Genomic DNA, 15,438 nt, shown 5'->3' with positions numbered 1-15,438 from the left:
AGTAGGGAGCGCCCAGATCGTTGATTTGGGTTTCGATCATCTGTCGATTGGTGAGGCGCTCGGACATCGGGTGCAATTAGCAATCTTCGCATCGCGGATCTCGATCGCTGAACAACGAGCGAGGAATCAGTGATTGGGCTCGTCGCCCGCGAGAAGCCGGTGCGGGCCCCGACTTCTTACGGAACGAATCCGGCGATGAGCTCGATATCGGCGTCCGCCGTCAGCACCTCAGCCAACTCGTCGCTTACAGGGGGCGCTTTCATCCGGGGGCCAGGCGAGCGCCATGTCTGAATCTCCAGAGATCGCGGAGCCAGTCCCGGTGAGACCCGAGGACGAGTCGGTGCAGGACCACCAGGGCATAATAGGTGGGTCTCCTCGCGGGCTCTTTCTCGTCGGCGGTGTCATCAAGGAGCTCATCACGACTCGTGATGCGCATTTCGCGCGCGAATATTTGAGTTCGCTTTTGCAGGTCAAGAACCTCGTCATTCTCCTCGGATCGGGGGCCTCGTTCCACCTTGGCTCGCCACAGACCCGAAACCTCACGAATCAGACTGTGCTCGAACTGATCACGAAGTCTGGCGGTGAGCCTAGTGATGTCGACTCCGAGTTACTGAGCATCATCAACCCCACTGACAGCGGTGACCTAGAGCAGCTGCTCAACGGGCTGCAGTTGGCTAGCTCACTGGCAAGGCATGCAGGTCAAAGCTCGGTTTCAATTGGCTCCGGACAAGCCGCCAGGGCTTACCCAAAGGAGCAAGTCGAAAGTCTCCGCCACAGTATCAACCGGGCGCTGGCAGAAGCATGTCGCTTACCGTCTGAGTCGGCGATACTTGAACCGCCGTTCGACGTCGACCCGTTCCGCGCCCACCGGACCTTCCTTTCACGGATGGTCCGCAGTCGCCGGTCAAACCTCCCGCGCCCCAGCATTTTCACGACTAATTACGATCTGGTAGTTGAACGAGCTCTCGATCAACTCGGCTATCCGTACATCGACGGCTTCAGCGGCACTGTGGATCGTCGATTGAATTTGGCGTACTACGGCCTGGACTTTCACCGGGTAGAAACGACCACACAGGCGGTCGTTGCGCGGGCAGAGGCAGCCGTATACCTACACAAGGTCCACGGCAGTCTCAATTGGCGCTCATCCGTCGAGCGGGACGCCGCTACGGGTCTTGAATCGTTGGAAGTTAAGCAGAGCGCCGCTGAGACTGCGAGCGACGACCTCGTTCTTATCTATCCAACGGCCGCCAAGGAGGCTGACTCTCTGGCATATCCGTATTCAGATCTGCTGCGCCTACTCGGAGACGCCGTCCAACAGGACGACACTGCGGTCCTTGCAGTGGGATACGGCTTCGCCGATCCCCACATCAATCGACTTTTGTTGCGAAGTCTTGCGAGCAATCCTGCGCTTAACGTCTTCGTCGCCGACCCCAAGGCTGTGCTAAGCGATGAGAATCTGTTGGCGGTGACAGACAATGCGGATAACCTCGGTAAGGCGTTGATTGAAACCGGTGCGAGCCCGAAATCGACGGCGATCGCAGCACTTGCGACAGCGGCCGACTCGCGCATCGCTGTCCTCACCGGTGATCTCGGAAAGTTCGCAGAGCTGGCCGAGTTGATGCCAAACCTGAGCACGCACGGCGTGAGCCCACCCGCAGCAGTTACGAGCCTCATTGAAGCTCTGGAGCGGTCAGCAGGAGGGGCTGCTCCTCCCCTCCCTGGGGTTGATGCCCTGTGAGGGACGTAGGCTTGATCGGGCGGGTCATCGATGTCCGAAGCACCACCATCCGTGTCGCGTTGGAGGTAGGCGCAAAGGGCTTCACCAAGGTGGGGCCCGACGGTGTCCAGACGGTAGGTGTCGTCAACTCTTACATCACAGCGCCAGCGGGGGCTCACCGCGTTGTAGGAATCGTCACTGCGGTGTACATCAGCAGGCGCCAGGAGTCGAAGGAGCGCGGCGAACTGCTCAGCCAAGACGACACGGCTGCCTACGAACTGGAAGCCACTGTCGTAGGTCGGTTTGAGGGAGACTCCTTCAAGTCTGGGCTAACCGGCTACCCACCCCTGCATGCCCCTGTGAAGGCGGCGACCCCCCTAGAAGTGAAGAACATATTTCATCCCAAAGGAGGCCCGGCGCTACGGATCGGGACGTCGGCTGTAGCCACTGAGCAATCGGTCTACCTGGATGCGAACCTGCTACTCGGACATCATTGTGCGGTCGTCGGTTCCACCGGGTCAGGCAAGTCGTGCACGGTGACTGCCATCATCGACGGCCTGCTCGATCACGCTATTCCCAATGGGCACATCGTCATCTTCGACATCAACGGTGAGTACGCCCAATCGTTTCCCACGTCTAGCGGCCGAGGAAAGAAGACACGGCCCCTTGTTCTCGGCCCGCGTCCGGGAACGTCGAGCGGCCTCTTTCTTCCGCACTGGTTCATGAACAATGAAGAGCATCTGACGCTGTTTAAGGCGAGCGAAGGTGTTCAAGCACCTGTTCTTCAGCGCTCGATTGCGGACGCGCGTGTAGCTGGTGCGTCAACGAATACTGAGCTGCTCCGTCTCCAGAATGTTCTGAGTTCTGTGGTGATTATCGAAGGAGCGTTCTCCAACACCAGAGGAGGTTCCGACACTGCATTTGCGCAACTTGTCGGCCTGCAGAATATGGTCGACGATCAAGCTAGTCAGACGAGCCCCTGTTCAGTTCAGTGGACGCAAATCAAGCGCATCCTCGACGTAGGGATACCCCAAGCCGTCGTCCAGAACGTCGAGTGGACGCCGTTGACGGCACTGCAACGGGATGTTCTTGCGCGGATGTTCGTCGCTATCCGCAGTCATGTGCGCGCAGCGTTCGGCCTCTTAGGCATGGGAAGTGCTCAGGCGGCCCCAGACTTCGACGCGCCCGTTTATTATTCACTTCAGGATCTCTGCGACCTTTTCCTTCCCAATCGGATCCAGTTGGAACAGGCAGCCGACAACAAGATCGCTGGCTACGTGGCAACGCTTCAGATGCGACTGAGCCGCCTTCTGGCTGACGGGCGCTACGACTTCATCACGCGAGTAGAGAAGCATGCCGACCCGCTTGGCAGCTACCTCAAGGCTCTCATGGGCGTTGACCCGACTGGCGGGAAAACTGATTCCGACTGGCCGGCAACGGATTCCTACCGAGGACAGGTAGCCGCTCACGGCTCCGGACCGTCAGTCACGATTCTCGACCTAAGCCTGGTCGCCAACGATGTGCTTGAGAACGTCACAGCCCTCCTCGGCAGGATTCTGTTCGACTTCGCGGTGCGGAGCGAACCCAGGGCTGAACATCCACTGCTGCTGGTGCTCGAGGAGGCTCACCGTTTCATTCCTTCCCGACGAGAACCCAGTGGGTCTGGCACTCGATCGGCGGCGGTCTTCGAACGAATAGCGAAGGAGGGTAGGAAGTTTGGACTCTCTTTGCTTCTAGCGAGTCAGCGGCCGAGCGAACTGAGCGAGACTGTCGTAGCGCAATGTGGGACTGTCATCGCACATAGGCTCACCCACGAAGCGGACCAGAGCCTATTGCGCCACGCGACAGCCCTGAGTTCCCGCGCGCTTCTCGACCAGTTGCCTAGTCTTGCGCAACAGCATGCCCTTGTCACGGGGGTCAGCACCGGCGTGCCAGTCGCCGTCCGCGTGCGTGATGTTGATGACCCCCCGAAGAGCGACGACCCAGACTTCATGAGCACCTGGGGACAGGTCGAGAAGTTGTCAAGGCTTTCGGACCATATTGATCAGGTGGTCAAGGACTGGCAGGGCGACGCGCCGTCGAATTGATGGCTGCGCGGAGCGCCGTGAAGATGCGTTCAACAAGCCGTGCCGGATGGCAGGATGAACGCCTCCGTCCGGCGCTCTCATGCCGTTTTGGATTTCTTCCGACACTCTCACATTGTCGTGGATTGCCGGGGCTGATCCCGTCCGCAACAAGATGAGAGCGTGCTGGTCAGCGCTCCCCCACGCTGTCAGCTAGTTCCGGATCGGACACCGGGCAGGCCTGACGTGGACCGCGAACGGATCCAGCGTTACCGGGCAGCACTCGAATATCGGCGCCTCACTGAGAAGCTTCACGCACTCGACAGAATTGACCCGGCTATGGAATTGGTCTGGAGTGCCCTCCACGAGGGCACCGCGGCGTCCGATATCAGTCTGACCAATGATCCCATCGTGGCGCAGTCGGCCGCAGACCTTCTTGTTATTGTCGCCGACGTCGAAGTCGTGCAGTTAGGAGAGGTGGCCGGCTACTACCCCGAGGGCTTCACCGAAGTGATACGACAGCTCTCCGAATGGAGACACCCATCGCAGCCAGCTCTCGCAGAGTTACTCAATTCTACGAACGCCCGTGCCTTCGGTTCTCGACGGATGAAAAAGCCGCAGGCTTTCGACGATGCGATTGATGAAGAAGCGATATTCGTAGCGTTGCAAGCCGACTGGTCTGACCTTGCTACGCCCCCGCGGAGGAGCTGCATAAGGCTACTAATCTTTTCCTCGGAACGAATATGGAAGCGGGCATACGACAGAGTGGCATCGCTCCAGGAAGCCTTCCAAAATGACCCAAACTTGCATCTATCCAGCACAGATGTCGACGCGGTCTCCTGGGCGCTTTCTGGACGTGAGGATCTTTATAACGAGCCCGACTGGACCCAGCTGCACGTCTTCGGCAGCCCCGCCGTCCGCAGGGCAATGCGGAGCGCAAAGGCCGAAGCGCGCTCAAGCGAGCTGTCACAGGTTCTGGGGCGATTCGATCAACCAGGGTTACCGCCGCGCCCACGAGGGTCCTATCCACTTTCCGCTCCGCAATCCGAGGGGTTGACGGATCCCGGCGAGGGCGTTTCCACGTAGCGGGCGGCGAGCTTCGAGTGCCTTTCCCCGGCCATGATGGTTCGCGACCAACCAAAGCCTCGACTGTCCGGATCCGCTTCGAAGAGGCCCGGTGAAAGTACCGGAACCCGCACCCACCAGTGCCGACCCCGGCGCTACCGTCAACAGCTCTCACTGTGCGCACGCCGGGCGATCGATCGCTTGCTCTCCGACGAGTAACCGCTCGTATTGCAGTATGACTGCATTGCAGCTTTACAGGTTTGCGGCGCTATGCGATCATGGTGGCATGGCATTCCATGGTTTCGTCGCCGTTCAGGCCCGAGGTGTCGTGGCGCTGCCGGCAGACGTTCGACGTCGGCTGCATCTCGACGAGTCCGGCGCGCAGGTCGAGATCACTGAACGCGAGGACGGCGTCTTGGAACTTCGGCCGGCCTTGCCGGTGCCCGCTGATCAGCGCTGGTTCTGGGAGGACCGCTGGCAGCGACGCGAAAAGGAAGTCGACGAGCACGTCGCCGCCGGTCGCGTCACTGTTCACGAGGACGGTGAGTCCCTTATGGCCCACCTGGAGCAGCTCGACACGGAGGCTCGCGCCGACGAGGCCGCAGCCGACGACGCCCCCTCGTCGTGAAATTCGAAACCACCCCGGCCTTCGACGGCGACGTGCGCCGACTCAAGCCCGATCACCGCGCTGCCTTCCTCAACGTGGTGAAGACGAAGTTCGTCCCGGCATGCGACGCCTACGCCACCGATCCCTCAACGCCATGGCCGCGAGCGCTCCGCGTGAAGTCAGTACAGGGCGCTCCGGGAGTGCTTGAGATGACGTGGTCGTTCGCGAGCCCGGATGGTCGCGCCACCTTTGAATTCGCCACCGTCAACGGTGAACTGCGCTGTCGATGGCGACGGGTCGGTGACCACGACGTCTTCAAAGCCCCATAACTACCCAGATGCCCGCAACTTCCGGGTGATCTCGCTGAGGTCGCCATACGGGGTGTCTCCCCCTCGGCGTCTGGGAGGATTGATGGCGATGGATAACGGCACACTCCCCCGCCCGCCGGAAACCAATGCGAAGGCGACGAAGCCTGAGCAGATCCGCGATGCGGCGATGAGGTGCTTCGCCGTACATGGCATCGCGACCACATCACTGCGAGTCATCGCCGAGACAGCCGGGGTCAGCCTCGGGTTGATACAGCACTATTTCGTCACCAAGGGCCAGCTGATCGATTCCATCGATCGGCACGTGCTGGCCATCTTCGACGAGGCCCTAGGCGAGGCCGCCCCGGTGTCGACGGCCGACGACATTGTCACCGATGCCGGCAGCCGGTTCGCCGAGCTGATGTGCACAAACCCCGACGTCATGGACTACATCGGCAGAGCACTCACCGAAGGCGGTGAGGTCGGCAATGCGCTCTTCGAGGGCCTCTACGCGATCAGCGCCCACCAGGGCGCCACCTTTGCGGCCCAAGGCCTCACACCCGACGATCTCGACCCGGTGTGGGCGGCCATGTTGCCGCTGATTCTGCGTGTCGGAACGGTCATGCTGCGCCCGCACGTCGAGCGGCACATATCCGGCACGTTGTACGACCCCGCCCAGACTTCACGCTGGGATGCCGCGCTCACCCGGATGATCCGCGAAGGACAGATGAAATGACGGGTGGGCAGCTCGATCACGGGCCCGGTCGGCACACAACACCGAACGCTCGGGCGTAGTTGATGGTCGTGCCCGAGCCTTATCGTGAGGGTGCAGGTCCACGCGGCGACTACAGGCTCGCACGATCGCGCGCACAGCTGCTGTGAGAGACGGAAAGGACGCAACGCATGCACGGGGGGGTCGATACCGCCGGCACCGGCGGTGAGGACACTGATCCGCTGCGCATCGTCGACGAGGAACCGCCACAGGCGCTCAGTGGTGGGCCCTTACGGCCCCTGACGGACTTGTCCTACGAGTTCGCCCCAAAACACCACTCCCCCCGCTCCTGGCCGAGACTCACCTTTCCCCGCCGGATGAAGAACTCCCTGAATACGCGGGCCGTAGTCGCCGCGGCCTCCCTGATCGCAGCCGCGGCCGCCGTCACCTGGTTGCTCTGGCCCGGGGCATCGGCGCCAACTGTGCCTCCCCCACCGACTGGCGACGGAGCCGAGCAGCTGCGCCCGCTCGTACCCGCCGGCTTCGGCGACTCATGCCGACCGCAGTCGACCACTCCCCCGTTGGTCGCCCATCTGACTTGCACGACCAACTCAGACCTTTCAGGGCCGGCGACCGCACGGTTCATGCTGGCCCAGAACGACACCGACCTCCAGGACCTGCTGCGCGAGAACCTGGCAGGTGCGCAGGTCGTGGTGTGTCCGGGCAACATCGCCTCCCCCGGCCCGTGGCGGCGCAACGCGGCGCCATCACGAATTGCCGGCACGTTGGTCTGCGCGATGCACGGACAACAGGCGCTGATTGCGTGGTCGACCGATGCTCATCGCCTGGTGAGCACCATCGAATCCGACACGAGCGGACCAACCTTGGCGCAGCTCTATGCATGGTGGACGTCGCACTCATGACGCTCGGGTAGAGAGCAACGCCCTGAGCCATCCGTCCACTCCCCCGGCGCTTGCGGATCCCCTCTGACTTGTGCGGCGCCCGCGGCTACGAAACGCTATCGCCATGATCAGACGGCCAAAGCGACCTCCAGCGCACGTGGCAGAGCGCCGACGTCTCACCGCAGGCCGTCTACACGTCACCGAGACGGCCGCGGCGGCGACCGCAGCTGCGGCCGCGGCTGCTGATACGGCGGCCGAGAAAGCCGCCAAGGCTGAACGGCGCAAGGAGATCCGCGAATGGATCGGTTCGCTTGGACAAGGCACCGCCACGGTGGCGGTGCTGATCTCACTCGGCGCTCTCCTCGCTGCGCGGGACGCCAACGACGCCACCAAGACAGCGGCAAGCAACCAGTTCACCCTTGCCCAACAAGGTCAGGCCGCTGACCGCTTCACCCAGGCTGTCAACGTCGGCTGAATCTGAACCCCATTTCGTCGGTTGAAAGTGGACCCCTCTCGTTAGGTTTGTTTGGTGGTTGTGGCCGCTGGGACGCGGCCGAGGTCTCGGTCTTTGAGTCGGTAGCTGTCTCCTTTCATGGAGAGCACATCGGCGTGGTGCACGAGGCGGTCGATCATGGCGGCAGCGACGACGTCGTCGCCGAAGACTTCGCCCCAGCGGCCGAACGGCTTGTTTGAGGTGACGATGAGGCTGGCGCGTTCGTAGCGGGCGGAGATCAGCTGGAAGAACAGGTTGGCTGCTTCGGGTTCGAAGGGGATGTATCCAACTTCGTCGATGATCAGCAGTGGCAGGCGGGCGAGTTTGATCAACTCGTCCTGCAGTCGGTCGGCGTGATGGGCGGCCGCGAGGCGATCGACCCATTGTGCGGCGGTGGCGAAGGCGACGCGGTGTCCGGCTTGGCAGGCGCGGATGCCCAGTCCGATCGAGAGGTGGGTTTTGCCGGTCCCTGGTGGGCCGAGGAACACGACGTTTTGCTTGCCAGCGATGAAGTCCAGCGTGCCCAGGTGGGCGATCTGTTCACGTTTGAGGGAACGTTGGTAGTCGAAGTCGAACTCCTCCAGCGCTTTTCGGGCGGGGAACCGGGCAGCGCGGATGCGGCCCTCACCGCCGTGGGACTCTCGGGCGGCGACTTCGCGTTGCAGGCATGCCGCGAGAAACTCCTCATGGGTCCAGTTCTCTGCGCGGGCCCGTTCGACCAGCCTGGGGATGGCATCGGCCAGTGATGGGGCTTTGAGGGCGCGGGTCAAAAACGCCAGCTCGGCGCCGATGTCGCGGCTGATCGTCGGGGCCGACTTGGTGGTCATGAGGCGACCTCGCCATCGATGCCGAGGATGCGGTCGTAGTCGGTCAGGTTCCGGTAGGTGACCCCTGTGTCTTCCGAAGGTGCGGCCGGGATCAGCCGGCGGCGGGTTCGTAGTTCGGCCGCGGCACTGATATGGGCTGGGTCGCTGATCGTTTGGTGCTTGGCCCAGCAACGCTGGTGTTGACCGACCAGCGTTGTGTCGCAGTGGATCTGTACGGTATTCAGATCGGCGGTGATGGTGACTTTGCGGCCGATCACGTCCGGGTGCACCGAATAGTCGTTGGCGTCCAAGCGCACGTAATGGTCGCGACCCAGCCGTATCGTAGAGGCCCAGCCCACCGACGGTGGTGTGGGTGGCAGATCGATCATCGCCGCAGCATCAGCGGGCCACCGGTCCACGGGTCGGCAGCCCAGACTGCGATGGGTTCGCGCGTTGGAAACTACTAACCACGTGGTTAGTAGTTTGTTGAAATGCGCCGGCGAGGTGAAGGACCGGCCAGGCAGAAACGACGTCTCCAGATAGCCGTTGGCTCGCTCCACTAGCCCCTTGGCTTCAGGATCCGCCGGCCGGCACAGCACAATCTTGATCCCGAGCATGCCGCGGAACGCGTTCATCGGCGCTGTCAGTTCCGGTTTCCCGCACCGCCACTTGCCGACCGCAGACTCGTTGTCCCACACCAACGCCCGCGGAACACAATCCCATCGCTGCAGCAGCTCCCAATGCCCGCACAACAGGTCAGCAGACTGGCGGCTGGGCAGCATCATCGCGGTGATCATCCGCGAATACCCGGCGACCATCACCAGCACCGGAGGGCGGCCCACCTGACCAAACCCCAACGGGATATCCACCGGCGGGAACCACAGATCGCACTGGGCCAACTCGCCGGCCACATACTGCGTGCGACCAGCAGGATCTGGCGGCAGATACAACGGTCGCAGCTCCCTCACCCGATCCCTGAGGATCGTGATCCCACACGACCAGCCGATCCGCTCAGCGATCACCGTCGCCGGCATCCGTGGATACGCGGCCAACAACTCGCGAATCGCCGGCTCGAAGGCATCAACCTTGGAGCCCTGCGCCGGGCGCTGATACCTCGGTGGCCCCTCCGCAGCCAACGCTCGCCGCACCGTATTGCGGCCCACGCCCAACACCCGGGCGATCGCCTTAATCGGCATCCCCTCCGACCGGTGCAACCGGCGGATCTCAGCCCAATCCTCCACTGACATCACATCCTCAGAATCAACCGAGGGGTCCAAATTCGGCCGACGATTAGGGGTCAGTGTTCACCCGACGCCAACACAGGCGGTCAGCCAGATTGGCAATCCCACCTTGGACATTCGACTTGGTGGCCTGTATGCGCTGCAATCGGTAGCCCGCCAATCACCGGAATACCGGAAAGCGGCTCGGAACCTGTTTGCAGCGTACGTACGCACCCATTCACCGCTGTCGGACTCGCGCTGCGCTGGAACACCTGCCGGGGCCCTGCCTCACTCCGACTTTTACGCGGTACGTCCCGCAGAGGACGTGCGGGTAGCGATGACCATTCTTGCCGATCCGATCTATCCTCTGATGGCGTCGGACCCATCCCGATCAAACCCGGCGAGGGCTATCCCTGAACTCGGGGAATACGAACTAAGTCGACTGTGGGACAGCGGCGGTAACCCGCCCGATCTTCAATCAGTATGCCTAGTCAATGTCGACGCGACTGGAGCACGATTGAAGGAGGCACAGCTGCAGGGCGCGGATCTACGTGCCACGAACCTGTCCTACGCTGACCTGCGTCAAGCCCGGTTCTCGACATGGCTGCCGCAGGAAACCAACATCGACCAGGCAGATTTCTCGTATAGCCATCTCGAAGACGCAGATTTGCGGGACGTGCGGCGCCGCAACAGCGACTGCATCCGGTACGAAGGAGGCGACGGTGACAAGTACTTCACCAGACTCCGCTTCGACGGAGCGAACTTGACCGGCGCGGACTTAAGCCTGGCGCTGCTGACGGGCGCCGATCTCAGCGACGCGGTCCTGGACCGCGCAACGGTGGGATTCACCTCACTGGCGGATTCATCCCTGCGGAACGCCAGCCTCGTCGGCCTCAGAATGTGGGCCTACCTGGACCTGCGCGAAACCGACCTCACAGGTGCCCGCCTATCAGCGTTCAATTTGCCGGGCTCGCAGCCAGATCTAGTCCCCAACGGGATCTCCCCCAACGTCCCACTGCTGTGGCTCAACCGCGCAAAACTGCGTGACGCAGACCTGCGCGGCCTGGACCTGTCTCAAGCGGATCTGTCCGGCGCCGATCTGACCGGCGCACACCTGGACGCCCCCTCAACACTGACTGGCGTGCATTACGACGACAGAACCACCGTCTGGCCGACGGGTTACACGCCGCCACCGAGCACCCCACGCAACACCTCATTTGAGGACGACTGGCATGCAAGGCGCGGCGGGTCGCAGCCGGACGGATACCCGGACGGCCTCCCTCTGTGCGGTCCCCCCGTCTAACAGCTCGGACCGACGGCGCACGCACCTAACTACCCGCGGAGGCTAGACCAACGGCCGGGACTACGCGGAAGCGTTGTGCTGCCTCAGACGGCCGGCGTTCCGGCATTGGGGTGCTATGTGTCTTTCTTTCCGGGCAGGAAGGCATTGAGGACCGGGGCGATCCAGGTGCTACGCGTGGTGAACCCGAGCTCGCGCCCGAGGGTGTCGAGCACGTTTTCCTGCTCGGGGGTAGGACTGAATCCGATCTGGACACTGCCGCCACCCAGATACCGCACCGCCGACGGGTCGGCAGGAAACAGTGAACCGCCAACTGGCGCAGTGCTCACCTCAGACTTTTTGATGATGTCTGCGAGGTCTGCATGTTTGGCGGTGATCGCTTCGAGGACAACCTGCAGATTCGTCTTCTTCTCCTTGTGCCGGTAATCCTCGAAGCGTTGCTTGACGCCTTGGCTCACGTAAACCGCCGTCGTCGGCCGCGTACGCGACCGTGTGCTCGACTGGCGCGGGGATCGGACCGTCCGGGGCGGTGCTGTCACCCGAGGGCCCTCCTCCGCCTCGACGCCTGGCTCAACTGCGGCGACTCGCGTCTCACCGGCCGGCTCACGCAGGGGTGGAGTTGGCGAACCTCCGAGCAATCCGCTGAGTCCTGACCCACGGGGAGCGGGGCTGCCGAGGTCCGACAGGTCCTCTGAGGGTATGTCTTGGTGCTTCAGCTTGCTGCTCACGGCCACACTCCTTGCTCGATCATTTCGGCGCGTCGAGCGCCAGCCCGGGTGAGGATCTCTTTCGCCAGTTTGGCGAAATCGCGGGCTACAGGTTTGGACGTACTGCTCACTACCGCAGTGCTCTTGGCGGTTCCGCTACGCAGTTCCCAGTACTTCGGGTTGTTGGCGATCTCTTGTTCCAGCTCGTGGGCGACGCGGCCGTACTTTGTCATGTCGTTGGCGACGGCCTCTGAATGCCGGATGAAGGCCGACATCATCACATCGTTGTCGGCGCCAAGGTCGCGCCCGATCTGCTCGTTCATCTCCTTTCTCACCTTCGTGGCTGATGTGCCTGACGCAAATGCGAACACGCCGAGCAGCATGAGGTACTCGTTGTACTCCCGCATCTTGCGGATCTCGCCGGCCAGCTCACGGAGCCCGAACTGCGACATAAGCTCGGTCTTCATTGGCACCACGATGAACCTCGCGGCGCACAGGGCCAGCTCCAGCAGAAGCGGATTCTCAGGTGGGGTATCGATGATGATCAGCTGATATCGGTGTGCGATCCGCTGAAGACTGTCCGCGAGGGACAGAAGAACAGACGGCGCCGACTCCTGAGACATCATGTCCCCGGCTACCGCTGCACCAATGCGCCGTACGTACGGACCACCAGGAATGACATCAAGGTTGTCCCTCACGTTCTGGACAGGCGTGAGCGGTGCGCCGCCAGTGATGGCACCGAATAGGCCCCGACCGTGGTCATCAAGCTCGGTGTTGGCGAACCCCAGAATGTGCGCGATGTTCCCCTGACCGTTGAGGTCAATGATCAGGGTCGGGGCACCATCAGAGGCCACCAAAGCCCCGAGATTCGCCGTCGTTGTGGTCTTGCCAACGCCGCCCTTGCCGTTAGCAACCGCATATACGTGGCCCAGACGCGCCCATTCGATCGTCGGCACAGGCGCGGCCCAGGCGGTTACGCTTTCGGTCATGAAAGCCCCCTGGCCTGTTGAATTACGGATGACTGCCCACGCAGTGCGCCATCCGACGCGACAGCTCCGGGCACATTGCGGTTCATGGTCAGCAGAGTCTAGTGAGCCAAACAGGACACGCAGCGCCACGCCACGCCGGGTACGTCGCAGTGACCAAACTGTGACACACCACCTCGGCGCCCGCACGCGGCTCAGCACCGTCCCGAGCGGTGATGACCACTCCCCTACTCACAACCGGCACTATGGCGCCACACGTCCCTGCGGCCGTCCCAGTCGGGATGCAGCCGGGCACATGCGACCCAGCACAACTGCTCATGTGGATGCACCCGCGAGAGTCCACTTCTCATCAGTTTGCACACGCCACGCAATGCCGACCACGCGAACCACTGCCGCCCCCTGCAATGCGCTTGGCCTGCATGAAGATGGGTTTCAGAGCGTGAAGCCACGCGCGTTTCAGCGCACGGTTCACCGCCAGTGGCACTGCCTGACATGCCACCTGATGCAATGCCGTAGCACGTGCCAGGGCAAACACCACGATTCAGGCCAGAGGCGGCGCCGGTTGTATAGCCACGGCACATACCTGACAGTGTGCCTAGTGCAGTGCATCGCATATCGCCGCACCCCGTACGGTGATGCAAGCGCCAGAGAACGGTGTTACAACAACCGTGATCGCCATCGCGACAGAGGCTGCGCCCCCTACATGGGTGGATACGTCAGATGTACCTCGGTTATGCGGTTAGTGATGTGCACCGACGAGTGGTGAATACAGAGCAGCGGCATCTACTTCGAGCCGCACCTTTCCGCGGACTCTCGGCGTTGCTTGTGGATCTGGGTTTAAGCGGGTCTGTCCGACAGTTGGCGCCGCCGCCTGTCGCACGGCGTCGTGCGGTGTTGATCGAGGAGTGGTCTGCACGACTCCTGCTCATGCACACGCCTAGGCAGGGCAGCACGCCTGGTTAGCGACCCATGACCAGATGTGGTGACGAAGACTGCGCACCATGTGCACGGCAGTGGGGATTCGAGTGAGGGCACCAGCGATCCACACCGCCGGGGGCCTCGCATAGGTCCGACCGGTGCGCACCGCGATTCTTCTAACCTGAGGCTAAGCATGGGGTACTGCGGTGATGCACATGGCGGGCCATACTGTTCCGTCGGCGGCGTATATGGCGGCGCTCCAAGATCGCCCGCACACGCTCCGTAGGCGGTGACCTGGCCTTTTCGGATAAGTCGCCGACGGTCGCCGAGGCCGACAACATCTAGGAGGCGCCCACGTCCCCGCTGAGGCGATCCAGACCCATTTCCGCGCCCCTGACAAGCGCCGCACCAGGTTCTCGCCCCTACGGGCCATCTGGACCGTTTTCGCATGTCGCAGCGGTCGAACCGTGGAGCACGGCAGTGAGCGCACCGGAACAAACGGACTACCCGCTGAACGGGAGGGGACATCGCCCGCAGGTGACTTCTAGCGTGGGTCAGTCAAGGAGCTGGCATCGTCGGGGGTAAGCAGACGCCCGAGGATGTCTTGATAGTTCTCGGCTGCCTTCGCGAAGCCCGTCGCGGCGTCCCGATATTGGCCGGCGACCGACCGGTGCCGATCGGCGAGAGCGCGGTAGTCGTCGACCAAGGCGGCCGCATCATCGCTCGCGTGCTGGAACTCGCGGACTGCGCCGAGCAGGATCGCCTGGTTGGCCTGCAGCAGTCGGTTGGTTTCCTCTGTGGCAGCGGCGGCGGCCCGGGCACGCGCTTCACCCTCGCGGGCGTGGGCTTCTGCGGTTCGGGACTCCTCCAGCTCTCGTTGTAGCCGTGCGATGGCCTCGACGAGGTCGCTCGGATCCGGCGATCCCACTGGGAGCCCTGGCTGTGCCAGCTGATCGGCGTAGACGTAATAGGTGGGGCGTTTGCCGTCGAGCGTCGAACCGCCTTCGAGGTCACCGCTTTCGACTAGCCGTTTGACGGTCCGCCAGTCTTTTCCGAGCAGCTTTGCCGCCTGCGCCAAGGAGACGGTCGGGCGGATTGGGCGGGAGGGGGGCGTTGAGCTCACGCGGCCCCCTCGCTGCTCGATACGTTGTGCGGGCTCTCACTATAGCCGCTATCGGTCGGCTAGCCAGGGGCTGCCGACCTGCTGTTATGCTTTATTTTCCGACATTCGATGCGCATGTCGACACGCCGACTTCATTTCGCCTGCGCAGGCGCGGTACCCGCTACAGTGATTCATGTCGGTTAATCCGACATATGCGCACCTCAGAGCAGGCAGGGGTGGGACGGCGAACGGCGATTGGAGCGGATGATGGCGGAAAATACGGCACAGGCCACCACTCCTCGCCGGCGGCGCCCCGACTGGCGCAGCCGGGAGGTCCGCGCCAAGGAGAAGATAGTCGCCCGTCGCGTCAGCGAGGCGGACCACAAGGCACTCAAACAGTTCGCCGACGCCCACGGCACGAAGATCGCCGAGATGATCGCGCCGGCACTCGACGCTCTCATCGCACAGGCGCATGCGTTCTGTCAGGACGCTACTTCGCAGGAGTTGGCGCCGCAGGCCCGAGCGTCCTAACCCG

15 protein-coding genes are annotated in these 15,438 nt (G+C 62.7%); 10 read left to right on the top strand and 5 right to left on the bottom strand.

Annotation, left to right across the window (positions count from 1 at the left end):
- Positions 1-283: 283 nt before the first annotated feature.
- The 8 genes from AC5Y7V_RS29300 (at position 284) to AC5Y7V_RS29265 (ending at position 7,846) form a co-directional block, all read left to right on the top strand.
- Positions 284-1,738, top strand: coding sequence for an SIR2 family protein (locus AC5Y7V_RS29300; RefSeq protein WP_499883515.1), 1,455 nt, complete (start codon positions 284-286; stop codon positions 1,736-1,738).
- 11 nt (positions 1,739-1,749) lie between these two features.
- Positions 1,750-3,804 carry an ATP-binding protein gene (locus tag AC5Y7V_RS29295; protein ID WP_499883514.1) on the top strand — a complete coding sequence of 685 codons (2,055 nt, stop codon included), beginning with the start codon at positions 1,750-1,752 and terminating at the stop codon, positions 3,802-3,804.
- A 222-nt stretch (positions 3,805-4,026) separates the two neighbouring features.
- The gene (locus AC5Y7V_RS29290; RefSeq protein ID WP_499883513.1) at positions 4,027-4,866 is read left to right on the top strand and encodes a hypothetical protein; all 840 of its coding nucleotides are present in this window, start codon (positions 4,027-4,029) and stop codon (positions 4,864-4,866) included.
- 265 nt (positions 4,867-5,131) lie between these two features.
- Positions 5,132-5,473 carry an AbrB/MazE/SpoVT family DNA-binding domain-containing protein gene (locus tag AC5Y7V_RS29285; protein WP_499883512.1) on the top strand — a complete coding sequence of 114 codons (342 nt, stop codon included), beginning with the start codon at positions 5,132-5,134 and terminating at the stop codon, positions 5,471-5,473.
- Positions 5,470-5,781 (top strand): hypothetical protein, encoded by a 312-nt coding sequence (locus AC5Y7V_RS29280; protein WP_499883511.1) that lies wholly within the window; start codon positions 5,470-5,472, stop codon positions 5,779-5,781. The genes AC5Y7V_RS29285 and AC5Y7V_RS29280 overlap by 4 nt, the downstream gene beginning before the upstream one ends.
- Positions 5,753-6,493, top strand: coding sequence for a TetR/AcrR family transcriptional regulator (locus tag AC5Y7V_RS29275; RefSeq protein WP_499883510.1), 741 nt, complete (start codon positions 5,753-5,755; stop codon positions 6,491-6,493). The genes AC5Y7V_RS29280 and AC5Y7V_RS29275 overlap by 29 nt, the downstream gene beginning before the upstream one ends.
- Before the next feature lie 620 nt (positions 6,494-7,113).
- Positions 7,114-7,392, top strand: a complete 279-nt coding sequence (locus tag AC5Y7V_RS29270) for a hypothetical protein (RefSeq protein ID WP_499883509.1) — start codon at positions 7,114-7,116, stop codon at positions 7,390-7,392.
- 136 nt (positions 7,393-7,528) lie between these two features.
- A complete protein-coding gene (locus tag AC5Y7V_RS29265) occupies positions 7,529-7,846 on the top strand; it encodes a hypothetical protein (protein ID WP_499883508.1) in 318 nt (105 codons plus the stop codon).
- 41 nt (positions 7,847-7,887) lie between these two features.
- Here AC5Y7V_RS29265 and istB read toward each other — a convergent pair whose 3' ends face one another.
- The gene (gene istB / locus AC5Y7V_RS29260) at positions 7,888-8,691 is read right to left on the bottom strand and encodes an IS21-like element helper ATPase IstB (RefSeq protein ID WP_499883507.1); all 804 of its coding nucleotides are present in this window, start codon (positions 8,689-8,691) and stop codon (positions 7,888-7,890) included.
- A complete protein-coding gene (gene istA, locus AC5Y7V_RS29255; protein ID WP_499883506.1) occupies positions 8,688-9,920 on the bottom strand; it encodes an IS21 family transposase in 1,233 nt (410 codons plus the stop codon). The genes istB and istA overlap by 4 nt, the downstream gene beginning before the upstream one ends.
- A gap of 307 nt (positions 9,921-10,227) precedes the next feature.
- On the opposite strand from istA, the gene AC5Y7V_RS29250 reads away from it, so the two are divergent.
- Entirely contained in the window at positions 10,228-11,193 is a 966-nt protein-coding gene (locus AC5Y7V_RS29250) for a pentapeptide repeat-containing protein (protein ID WP_499883505.1), read from the top strand.
- 113 nt (positions 11,194-11,306) lie between these two features.
- Here AC5Y7V_RS29250 and AC5Y7V_RS29245 read toward each other — a convergent pair whose 3' ends face one another.
- The 3 genes from AC5Y7V_RS29245 to AC5Y7V_RS29235 form a co-directional block, all read right to left on the bottom strand.
- Positions 11,307-11,648, bottom strand: coding sequence for a hypothetical protein (locus AC5Y7V_RS29245; RefSeq protein ID WP_499883504.1), 342 nt, complete (start codon positions 11,646-11,648; stop codon positions 11,307-11,309).
- A gap of 266 nt (positions 11,649-11,914) precedes the next feature.
- The gene (locus AC5Y7V_RS29240) at positions 11,915-12,886 is read right to left on the bottom strand and encodes a ParA family protein (RefSeq protein ID WP_499883503.1); all 972 of its coding nucleotides are present in this window, start codon (positions 12,884-12,886) and stop codon (positions 11,915-11,917) included.
- 1,459 nt (positions 12,887-14,345) lie between these two features.
- Entirely contained in the window at positions 14,346-14,924 is a 579-nt protein-coding gene (locus AC5Y7V_RS29235; protein WP_499883502.1) for a hypothetical protein, read from the bottom strand.
- A gap of 246 nt (positions 14,925-15,170) precedes the next feature.
- Here AC5Y7V_RS29235 and AC5Y7V_RS29230 point away from each other — a divergent pair, with 246 nt between their 5' ends.
- Positions 15,171-15,434 carry a hypothetical protein gene (locus tag AC5Y7V_RS29230; protein WP_499883501.1) on the top strand — a complete coding sequence of 88 codons (264 nt, stop codon included), beginning with the start codon at positions 15,171-15,173 and terminating at the stop codon, positions 15,432-15,434.
- Positions 15,435-15,438 lie beyond the last annotated feature (4 nt).

This window comes from Mycobacterium sp. NGS34, from assembly GCF_059812845.1.
This window is presented reverse-complemented; position numbering and strand designations above follow the sequence as displayed.

Excerpts from the sequence above, each read along its gene's own strand:
- AC5Y7V_RS29300 (WP_499883515.1), top strand. The coding sequence starts at position 284 with ATGTCTGAATCTCCAGAGATCGCGGAGCCAGTCCCGGTGAGACCCGAG.
- AC5Y7V_RS29285 (WP_499883512.1), top strand. The coding sequence starts at position 5,132 with ATGGCATTCCATGGTTTCGTCGCCGTTCAGGCCCGAGGTGTCGTGGCG.
- AC5Y7V_RS29270 (WP_499883509.1), top strand. The coding sequence starts at position 7,114 with ATGCTGGCCCAGAACGACACCGACCTCCAGGACCTGCTGCGCGAGAAC.
- istB (WP_499883507.1), bottom strand. The coding sequence starts at position 8,691 with ATGACCACCAAGTCGGCCCCGACGATCAGCCGCGACATCGGCGCCGAG.
- AC5Y7V_RS29250 (WP_499883505.1), top strand. The coding sequence starts at position 10,228 with ATGACCATTCTTGCCGATCCGATCTATCCTCTGATGGCGTCGGACCCA.
- AC5Y7V_RS29240 (WP_499883503.1), bottom strand. The coding sequence starts at position 12,886 with ATGACCGAAAGCGTAACCGCCTGGGCCGCGCCTGTGCCGACGATCGAA.
- AC5Y7V_RS29230 (WP_499883501.1), top strand. The coding sequence starts at position 15,171 with ATGGCGGAAAATACGGCACAGGCCACCACTCCTCGCCGGCGGCGCCCC.